We start from the raw sequence: 9325 nt of genomic DNA, 5'->3' as shown, positions 1-9325 counted from the left end.
ATCTTGAGAGCCGCGGCCTGGGCCCGGCGGTAAGCGCGCAAGTCGGCGCCGGCAACCCGCAGGATCCCAGGATCGATTTCGGTTTCTGGCGCCAGCGGGACGACGACGACGGCGGGAAGAACGAGGGCGAGCCGCGCGAGCTCCAGCGCCTCCTCGTCGAGCGCACTGACCGGACTGACGGGCGCATCGATGCGACTCTCGGCCTTCAAGGCGAGAGCCTCGATGCGCGCGCCGTCGACGACCGGAAGGGCGACCACCCCGGGAATCGTGCGATCGAGACCCAGACGGCGCAGGCGCGCCGCAGGCAGCGCGAGATGGGCCCGGCCGGCGGCGGCCGCGTCGAGCGCTCGGCACGCCACGACGTCGAGATCCTCGACGCCAAGCGCGAGCGCAGACCCTGCTTCCCCCTCGACGACGACGGGGCGGGCGCTGCGGAATTCCATGATGGCGCGCTCGACGCGAACCGTCGAGGCGGGAAGATCGGAAGTCAGAACGAGGCGCATCTTTGTCACTTGATCGGTCGGGCGGGACCATAACATGGGCTGAGCGGAACACCCTAACCGTAGATGGGATGGCTGCCATGTCCCATCAATGTCATGTCCCATCAATGTCATGTCCCATCAACGTCATGCCCCGGCCGCGTGATCTGCCCCATCGCGAGCGGAACTCGACGGGAAGACCCGGGCGGGGTATCTCTTCGCACTCCCTTGGTGCCGAGCCCGAAAATTTGTAATGCGCAGCTTCTTCCGTGTCCTGGCCGCCCTTGGCTGTCTGTCACTTGCATCAGCCCGAGCCCCGGCCTTCGCCGCGTCCCTCGACGGCATCGCCGTCGACGTGACCAACATGAGCGAACCTGTGCTTTGCGCCGAAAAAGACAATGTGGCGATCAACTTCGCTTCGCCGGAGGTCCGCAGCTTCCAGATCGAGGCGGTGCATCCAGCTTATATGGGCAATCTCCGCCAGGACCGCTGGGAGCCCGATTGGACAGCGTGCGAGGATATCTCGGCGGAGACCTCGTCCAAGGGCCCGCCGCCGCGCAAGGTCACGTTCTACGAGAGCGTCGACATGTGGCTCACGGGTTTCTCGTTTCCGAATTTCTGGCGCCCCAGCGACGTCACGGTCCGTATCGGCGACCGGGTGGAGAAGGATCTCCACATGGTCCAGCTCTGGGTTCGGAAGGGCGAGCGGGTCGAAGAAGTGCTCGTGCTCTATCCAGCGGACGGATATTGGCGCATTCGCCCGATGCCGCCGTCGCATCTCGGCTGGAGCGCATATGGCTCGTCGTTTCTCGTCGGTCCGGTGGATTTCGACCAGCGCCCGGTCGTCAATCTGAAGGACGTCGCCTTCGATCCCAAGACCATGACCTTCACGCTTACCTTCGCGTCGGGAGGAACGGCGACCGTTTCTCTGAAGGATCTCAACGACGACCGATTTACCCTCGACGTCGTGCTCAACCAACCGGTCGCTGGGAAGCCCTTCGCCGCCCTGCGATCGATGTACGTGACCGAATTCAATGCGGACGTCGCCCGCATCGCGGTGCGCGAGGACAAGGCCAAATCCTGGCGTGAAGAACACATCATGGCGTTCAAGGCGGCGCGAGCGACGGACGTCTGGGCGGGTCGGCTGATCCCGTCGCGGCACAACACCAGTGCACCGGACATGGTCTTCAATCGCTTTCGGGCCGCAAAGAGCCTATCGCCCGGCGCCGCCGCCAAACCCTGAGGCGCTTTGCCGACGGACGGTTCGTTAGGACAAATCGTACCAGACGCCGTTCTGTTCGCAGATTGCAGTGCCCCCTTTGCGGGTCTTGCCGCCGGCCTTCCATTCCTGATCGACGATGCGACATGTGAAGCCCGCTTCACTGTTCGCTGCGCCGATCGTGACCTTACCGGACGCGCCGGTCTCTGGATTCCGCCATGTGGCGCTTTTTCCGTTGGGTGCGTCTGCAATGGACAGAAGCGCCTGCGCCTCAGCGGGACGATCTTCGTCCGGCACGATTCGATTGGCGGCCCGCGCCGCGTCGGCTTTGGCCATCGATTCTTCGATCTGCGCATCCGCCTGGGCCATCTTGCCCATGACCATCCCCGTCGTCGCCGCCTGCATGGCGAGGCTCGGCGCCGCCGCGATCAATCCCGCGCCACCCGACATGACTCCGCCGATCACGGTCCGGGCCGCACTCGCCGCCTGCCGCGCAGCCATGTCGTTCATCATCCCTTTCATGGGATTGTTGAACTTCGGACGCTCCGTTCGGCCGGCCGCGACAGCTTCCAACGACACCCCGATCTGGCTGAGATCGTAGCCCGCGTTCATCTGCGGTTCGGGCTCGGGCTGGACCATCTGCGCGAGGCCCAACGCTGTTCCGGAAATGCCCGTCGGATYGAGCCCGGCAACGACGCCGGCGACTTGCATACCGCTCGATTGGTTACAGGCCGACAGGCCGAGCAGCAGGAGACCGGCTCCCTTCGTCCATGGCGCCATGGTTTCCTCCCCTGTCGTCACAAGGGCGATAACACCTTCCCTATGGGCGCGAACTCCATGAACGAGGGGGCATACTGAGGCTTCGCGAGATCGGCGAAGGCGAGAAAGAAACCGTTCACCACGTCCTCACGATGCGTCGCGGTTTTACTTTGCATTCACTTCGCCGCCGCACACTGGCTTCATGACCAGCACGAGCGCCTTGGCCCCGAGCCGCAACAAAAGCCGCCCCGTTGTTCCGATGCGCAGCGAGCCGCCGGGCAGCGCGAGCCGCTTCGTCGCTTTGACGGAGAAACAGGAGCGCGGATTTCGGCTGGAGCAGCGCAGCATCCGCACCCGCTCGATGTTGATCTTGCTCGAGCCCGATCGGTTGCATTGCTGGGCCTTGATCGTCGCGCTCGTGTCGTCCGTCACGGGGCTGGCGCTGCTGGTGTCATCCGGTCTCAACTGATCGCTCTTCGAACGTATCGGGCTACCCCAGCGATTTCAGGGGCCTGCGCGAACGTTCCCGATGTGATTGCCTGCAGCTCCCCAACAGAAGGCTGCTCGATGGCGTCCGATCCCTTACTCATTCTGGTTGCCGGTCCTTACCGCTCAGGCACGAACGACGATCCCGCCCTTATTGCAGCCAACATGCGGGCGATGAACGAAACAGCGCTGGCGTTGTTTCGGCGCGGCCATGTGCCCATCACCGGCGAAGCGATCGCACTTCCGATGATCGAAATCGCCGGCTCGCGGCACATCGGCGACGCCGTGTTCGACGAGATCTTTCATCCGATCGCGGAGCGTCTTGTGCGCCGTTGCGACGCGTGCCTGCGCATCGGCGGACCGTCCAAGGGCGCCGATGAAATGGTGCGCCTCGCCGAAGCGGCAGGGCGCCTTGTGTTTCGATCACTTGCCGAGGTTCCGGCAACGAGTCCTGAACGAGCCGTGACCTGAGAATCGGTCAGGCAACGGGACCCGGATTGGGCTGACCGGGATCGGGATCCGTCATCGGGCCTTCCGGTGGACGGTCTGGATCGGTCGCGGGGATCTCGGTCGGTTGCCGGACGGGGACTTCCGTCGGGTTGTGTCCCGGCAGGACGGGATTCGGATTCGGGCTCGGCGGATGCGGTTGCGGATCATAAGGGCCGGGGCCACGCGTCATGATGAACTCCTTTGCTGATGACCAGTCAACAAAGCGCCCACGCATCCGTTCCTTGCATCATCAGCGCAGTGGCCAGAACAGAATGACCAGTGGAATGCCGACGATCACCACGATGATGGAGAGCGGCAGGCCGAGCCGCCAATAATCGCCGAAGCGGTACCCGCCCGGACCCATGACAAGCGTGTTGCATTGATGCCCGATCGGCGTGAGAAAATCGCAAGCCGCACCGATGGCGACGACCATCAAGAACGCATCGGGCTTGTAGCCGAGCTTTGTGGCGAAAGTCGCCGCGATCGGCGCCATCACCAGAACGGTCGCCGCGTTGTTGAGAAACGGCGTCACCGCCATCGCCGCGATCATGATCAGGACGAGCGCACCGGTCGGCGGCAGCATGTCGGCAACGGACGAAAGCCAGGTCGCGATGAGATCCGTCCCGCCCGTCGTACGCACCGCTTCGCTGACGGGAATGAGTGCGCCCAGCATGACGATGATCGGCCACTCGATGGTCTCGTACACCTCGCGCAGATTGAGAGCACCGAAGAGAATCAGCAAAACACTCGCGCCAAAGAACGCGATCGCGACAGGCACGATGTCGAAAGCGACGAGCCCCATGGCGACGGCAAGAATCGCGACCGGCAGAAGGCTGCGTCTTGCACTGCCCAGGCGGATGTCGCGGACGGCCAGCGGCAATGCGCCGAGATCCTTCAGCGTTTCCGGCAAGTGCTTGAGGTTTCCTTGGAGAACGATGACGTCGCCCGGCCGAAGCGCGATGGTGCCGAGCCGGTCCTTGAGGCGCTGACCGCTTCGGCTGACCGCGATGAGATTGACCTTGTATCGCTGGTAGAGACCGAAGCGCTCCGCCGACATGCCGACAAGCGGAGAATTCGAGCCGATCACCGCCTCGATCACACCGATCTCGTCGCTCGCTTCGTCGGTCTCCGGACGACGATGTTCGCGGCTGAGCTTCAACCCCGATCGCGCCACGAGCCGCTCCAACGCCGTCGGTTCGCCTTCGAGGATGAGCACGTCGCCGTCCTGGATGGTGGCGTCGGGCAATGGTGTCGGACGCCGTGTTTCGCCGCGGATGATGGCGGTCACCTTGGCTTCGTTGTCGCCCAGCTTATGCAGATCGGCGATCGTCTTCCCGACCATTTCGGACTCGGACGGCACCCGCGCCTCGGTGACGTAATCTTTGATGTCGAGCGCTTCATCGAGCGAAGCCGCGCCTTTGCGGCCTTGCGGCAACAACCGGTAGCCGAAGGCGAGAAACAACACGCCGACGATGGCGATGCCGAGGCCGACCGGCGTGAAGTCGAACATGTGGAAGGGTTCGCCCAAAAGCTCCGCCCGGACCCGCGCGACGATGATGTTCGGCGATGTCCCGACCAGAGTGACGATACCGCCGAGCAGCGAGCCGAACGCCATCGGCATCAAGAGACGCGACGGCGCCGTGCCCGTGCGTCGCGCGATCTGGAATGCGACCGGCATCATCATCGCAAGCGCGCCGATGTTCTTTACGAACGCCGACAGGATCGTCACCACGGACACCAGCACGATCACCTGCATCTGCGTCGTGCGAAGGTAGGGTGCGATGCGGGCCAAAGCCGCTTCGAGGACCCCCGACTTCGCCACCGCGGCGCTGACCAGGAGTGCGCTTGCGACGATGATGACGATGTCGTCGCTAAACCCGGTGAATGCCTTTTCGGGAGGAACGATGCCGATCACGATCGCAGCCAGCAGCGCCAGAACGGCGACGAGATCGTAGCGAAACCGTCCCCACACGAAGAGCACCATCATGCCGGCGACGGTAGCGAAAGCGAAAACTTGCGGAAGGGTCATGGATGACGCGCCAAGGAGGGACCAAGGTCCTAACGCACCACTGCCACGTTTGCTCCGATGCGCTTATTGCCCGAGCACGAGAGCCCAATACCGGCCATAGCCACCTTCGGAATCGGCGCGCGCCAGGCCGATCTTGCGGGCCTGCGGCATGAGGAGGTTGCTGTTGTGTCCCGGCGACGCCTTCCAGCGTCCGATCGCGCCATCGACGCTGGAGGACCCGGCGGACAGGTTTTCGGCCGAATAGCCGAGAACGCCGAGGCTATCCATTCGGGAACCAAAATTCCCGTGGCTGAGCTTGCCGGCGGCGGCAACGGCGCGAGCCTGCTGCTCGGCGGCAGAGTTGAGGCGCGTGTCCACGGTCACCGGCGGCAAACCGCGCGAAACGCGGTAGGCGGAGATCTGAGCAGCGGCGGCGGCCGCGTCCGAGGTCGAACTGCCGACAACCTTGTGGGACGGCGTCAGGGCCGAATCGGAAGCGCAGCCGGCCAAGGAAAGGCCGATYAGTGCGCCAAACATCAATGGCTTCATCAATAGAACCTTCGAACGATCGGGCGGCGTTCCGCGCCGCTCCCCTTGAAAAAGATGGTCGTGACGGTCATGCAGGGATCTGTGCCCGCCAATTTGGAGAATTCTGCATGCCATGTCGGCTCGCGAGCGTCCAGAAATCGATCCCGCGTCAGCTGACCGCATGCTAGATCGGCACCCTTTCGACGTCGCCGTCATCGGCGCCGGTCCCGCGGGATTGATGGCTGCGGAGATCCTGAGTGCCGCCGGTATCCGTGTCACGGTCTACGACCGGATGCCCTCGGCCGGCCGCAAGCTTCTGATGGCCGGCCGCGGTGGACTCAACCTGACGCACAGTGAGGACTTTGAGCGCTTTCTCGAGCGCTACGGCGAAGCAACGGCCGCTCTGCGTCCCTCTATCGAGAGCTTTACGCCACAGGATCTGCGGACTTGGAGTCAGGGCCTCGGCCAGGACACGTTCATCGGCAGCAGCGGGCGCGTTTTTCCCAAGGCGTTCAAAGCTTCGCCCCTCCTGCGAGCATGGCTGACCCGGCTCGAGGCCAGCGGGGTGCGCTTCGCGTTCCGCCATCGCTGGCTCGGATGGGAGGACGACGGACGCCTGATTTTCGCCGACGTGAGTGGCGAACGGCACCTGGTAGAACCCGATGCGACCCTTCTCGCCCTCGGCGGAGCGAGCTGGCCCAGGCTCGGTTCTGACGGCGCCTGGACGGAGATCCTGGCGGCGCGTGGCATCGCCGTCGCCCCGCTCCGTCCGGCCAATATGGGCTTTTCGGTCGCCTGGTCGGAGACTTTTGCGTCGCGCTTCGCCGGCCAACCGCTGAAGTCGGTGGCGCTCAGCCTGGACGAGGCCCATGTCCGGGGCGAGGCTATGATCACCCGTACCGGCATCGAAGGCGGGGCGATCTACGCCCTCTCGGCCGCGCTGCGGGAGCGCATCGATCGCGATGGCAGGGCGGTTCTGCGGCTCGATCTGAAACCCGATCTCACCCTCGACGCTCTGGCGACCAAACTCGCCGCGCCGCGAAAGGCGCAGTCGCTCTCCACATTTCTGAGAAAGAGCGCCGGCCTCGCGCCGGCCGCGATCGGTCTTCTGCGCGAGGGTGATGAAGCGATGCCGACCGATCCCGGGGGGCTCGCAGGCCGAATCAAGGCGCTTCCCGTCGTACTCACCGGCGCACAACCCATCGCGCGGGCGATATCGTCCGCCGGGGGCATCCCGTTCGCCGAAATCGACGATAGGCTCATGCTGCGACGGGTGCCCGGCCTGTTCGCCGCCGGAGAGATGCTCGATTGGGAAGCGCCGACGGGCGGATATCTCCTGCAGGCGACCCTCGCCACGGGGATCGCCGCGGCGCGAGGCGTCTTGTCCTATCTCGACGAGAGCCGGGAGAGATTGACCGAATCCAAGCGTTCGGCCAAACCGCAACCGTGAGCGATCCCCGCCAAATCCTGCACGACGTCTTCGGTTTCTCCTCTTTCCGGGAAGGCCAGGAGGATATCGTTCGCGCCGTTCTCGACGGCGAGGATGTGCTGGCCGTGATGCCGACCGGCGCTGGCAAGTCGCTCTGCTTCCAATTGCCGACGCTCGCGAGGCAGGGTCTCACCCTCGTCGTGTCGCCGCTGATCGCGCTGATGCGCGACCAGGTTGCGGCGTTGCGCCATTTCGGCATCGAGGCCGGCAGCCTGAACTCCGCCAACGATCCGACGGAAAACCGCCGCGTGGTCGATGCGGTGCGCGACCGGACGATGCGGCTTCTCTATGCGTCGCCCGAACGTCTCGCCAACACCAGCACGACGGAATGGCTCGCGCGGTCCGGGGTCAATCTTCTGGCGATCGACGAAGCCCATTGCGTGTCCCAATGGGGCCATGACTTTCGGCCCGAATATGCGCTTCTCGGCGAGGTGCGCCGGCGGCTCGGCGACGTGCAGACGATCGCATTGACCGCAACAGCCGACGTCGCGACGCGGGACGATATCGCCCACCGCCTGTTCGAACGTGCGCCGCGCACGTTCATTCACGGTTTCGACCGGCCCAATCTGCGCCTCGCCATGCAGGCGAAGGAACAGACGAAACGACAGCTCTTCACTTTTCTCGACAAGCATCGGCACGAGAGTGGCATCATCTATTGCTCGTCGCGTAACGCCACCGAACGTCTCGCGGACAGCCTCAGCCAAGCCGGCTATCGCGCGCTTCCCTACCATGCGGGCATGGCACAGGACGACCGGGCCAAGAACCAGGATATCTTTCTGCAGGAAGACGGAATCGTCATGGTGGCGACGGTCGCGTTCGGTATGGGCATCGACAAGCCCGACGTGCGATTTGTCGCCCATGCCGCGCTGCCCAAATCCATCGAGGCCTATTACCAGGAAATCGGGCGCGCCGGGCGCGACGGCGCGGCCGCCGATACGCTGACGCTCTATGGTCTCGACGACATGCGCCTGCGTCGCTCGCAGATCGAAGACAGCGAAGCGTCCGACGATCAAAAGCGCATCGAACGTCAGCGCCTCAACGCGCTCGTCGCTTTGTGCGAAGCACCGCGTTGCCGACGGCAGACATTGCTCGCCTATTTCGGCGAGACGACAGAACCGTGCGGAAACTGCGATCTGTGCATCGACGGCGTGATGTCGTTCGACGGGACGGTCGAAGCACAGAAACTGCTCTCCGCCATCGCCCGCACCGGCGAACGCTTCGGCACGGAACACCTCATCACCATCCTGATGGGGGAAGGCAGCGACGCCGTGCTTCGCTTCGGACACGACAAGCTGAAGACGTTCGGCGTCGGCAAGGATCGTTCGAAAACGGAATGGCGTTCACTGCTCCGCCAGATCTACGCCGCCGGGCTCGTCGCGCTGGAATTGTCGGAATATGGTCGCTGGACCATTACCGAGCGGGGCGACGCGGTTCTGCGCGGGCAGGAGCGAATCGAACTGCGCTCCGACGTTCTGATGCAGCCGCGGGAACGTCGCCGCAAGCGCTCCGCCCTCGAAGCGCAATCGGTGGTGCCCGGCGATGACCCTCTGCTTCTGTCCCTGAAATCGTTGCGGACGCGCCTCGCCAAGGAAGAAGGCGTTCCGGCTTACGTGATCTTCTCCGACCGCAGCCTCATCGACATGGCCGTGAAGCGACCCACCTCGCAGAGCGCCTTCGGAGAGATCCACGGCGTCGGTCAGGCGAAGCTCGAACGCTATGCCGAAGCCTTCGTGGACCTGATCAACACACACGGCGCGTGATACGCGACGACGTGCTTTCTTGCCCCCTTTGAGACGGGGCATCGCCGCTCCTCGGGACGAGCGACGCGCGTGTGCCGTTACCCTCCGCGGCGTCATCGCCGGGGAGGA

The 9325-nt window shown here is 64.3% G+C and carries 9 protein-coding genes and 1 pseudogene; 4 read left to right on the top strand and 6 right to left on the bottom strand.

The window, feature by feature from the left end; translation table 11 throughout:
* Window positions 1-503: pseudogene (locus AC1DT3_RS01270) on the bottom strand (GTP cyclohydrolase II RibA); the annotation flags it as partial.
* A 229-nt stretch (window positions 504-732) separates the two neighbouring features.
* Between AC1DT3_RS01270 and AC1DT3_RS01265 the strand changes: the two are divergent.
* Window positions 733-1722: a hypothetical protein gene (locus AC1DT3_RS01265; protein WP_477463410.1), complete on the top strand. Its 990-nt coding sequence runs from the start codon at window positions 733-735 to the stop codon at window positions 1720-1722.
* A 24-nt stretch (window positions 1723-1746) separates the two neighbouring features.
* Here the strand turns inward: AC1DT3_RS01265 and AC1DT3_RS01260 are convergent, their stop codons facing one another.
* A complete protein-coding gene (locus AC1DT3_RS01260; RefSeq protein WP_477463409.1) occupies window positions 1747-2478 on the bottom strand; it encodes a hypothetical protein in 732 nt (243 codons plus the stop codon).
* A 144-nt stretch (window positions 2479-2622) separates the two neighbouring features.
* Window positions 2623-2922: a hypothetical protein gene (locus AC1DT3_RS01255; RefSeq protein WP_477463408.1), complete on the bottom strand. Its 300-nt coding sequence runs from the start codon at window positions 2920-2922 to the stop codon at window positions 2623-2625.
* Window positions 2923-3024: 102 nt separating this feature from the next.
* Here AC1DT3_RS01255 and AC1DT3_RS01250 point away from each other — a divergent pair, with 102 nt between their 5' ends.
* Window positions 3025-3414 carry a DUF4406 domain-containing protein gene (locus tag AC1DT3_RS01250; RefSeq protein ID WP_477463407.1) on the top strand — a complete coding sequence of 130 codons (390 nt, stop codon included), beginning with the start codon at window positions 3025-3027 and terminating at the stop codon, window positions 3412-3414.
* A gap of 7 nt (window positions 3415-3421) precedes the next feature.
* Here AC1DT3_RS01250 and AC1DT3_RS01245 read toward each other — a convergent pair whose 3' ends face one another.
* The 3 genes from AC1DT3_RS01245 to AC1DT3_RS01235 all read right to left on the bottom strand — a co-directional run bounded on the left by AC1DT3_RS01245 (window position 3422) and on the right by AC1DT3_RS01235 (window position 5977).
* A complete protein-coding gene (locus tag AC1DT3_RS01245) occupies window positions 3422-3622 on the bottom strand; it encodes a hypothetical protein (RefSeq protein WP_477463406.1) in 201 nt (66 codons plus the stop codon).
* A gap of 60 nt (window positions 3623-3682) precedes the next feature.
* On the bottom strand, window positions 3683-5461 hold the full coding sequence (locus AC1DT3_RS01240) for an SLC13 family permease (RefSeq protein ID WP_477463405.1): 1779 nt from the start codon (window positions 5459-5461) through the stop codon (window positions 3683-3685).
* 63 nt (window positions 5462-5524) lie between these two features.
* The gene (locus AC1DT3_RS01235; RefSeq protein ID WP_477463404.1) at window positions 5525-5977 is read right to left on the bottom strand and encodes a CAP domain-containing protein; all 453 of its coding nucleotides are present in this window, start codon (window positions 5975-5977) and stop codon (window positions 5525-5527) included.
* Window positions 5978-6149: 172 nt separating this feature from the next.
* Between AC1DT3_RS01235 and AC1DT3_RS01230 the strand changes: the two genes are divergently transcribed.
* The gene (locus AC1DT3_RS01230; RefSeq protein ID WP_477463403.1) at window positions 6150-7418 is read left to right on the top strand and encodes a BaiN/RdsA family NAD(P)/FAD-dependent oxidoreductase; all 1269 of its coding nucleotides are present in this window, start codon (window positions 6150-6152) and stop codon (window positions 7416-7418) included.
* Entirely contained in the window at window positions 7415-9217 is a 1803-nt protein-coding gene (gene recQ / locus AC1DT3_RS01225) for a DNA helicase RecQ (protein ID WP_477463402.1), read from the top strand. Before AC1DT3_RS01230 ends, recQ begins: the two co-directional genes overlap by 4 nt.
* Window positions 9218-9325: the final 108 nt, after the last annotated feature.

The sequence above is a fragment of the Microvirga sp. P4_G7 genome (assembly GCF_056401005.1).
This window is presented reverse-complemented; position numbering and strand designations above follow the sequence as displayed.

Coding starts and splice junctions, on each gene's coding strand:
- AC1DT3_RS01240 (WP_477463405.1), bottom strand. CDS start 5,461: ATGACCCTTCCGCAAGTTTTCGCTTTCGCTACCGTCGCCGGCATGATG.
- AC1DT3_RS01230 (WP_477463403.1), top strand. CDS start 6,150: ATGCTAGATCGGCACCCTTTCGACGTCGCCGTCATCGGCGCCGGTCCC.
- AC1DT3_RS01265 (WP_477463410.1), top strand. CDS start 733: ATGCGCAGCTTCTTCCGTGTCCTGGCCGCCCTTGGCTGTCTGTCACTT.
- AC1DT3_RS01250 (WP_477463407.1), top strand. CDS start 3,025: ATGGCGTCCGATCCCTTACTCATTCTGGTTGCCGGTCCTTACCGCTCA.
- AC1DT3_RS01245 (WP_477463406.1), bottom strand. CDS start 3,622: ATGACGCGTGGCCCCGGCCCTTATGATCCGCAACCGCATCCGCCGAGC.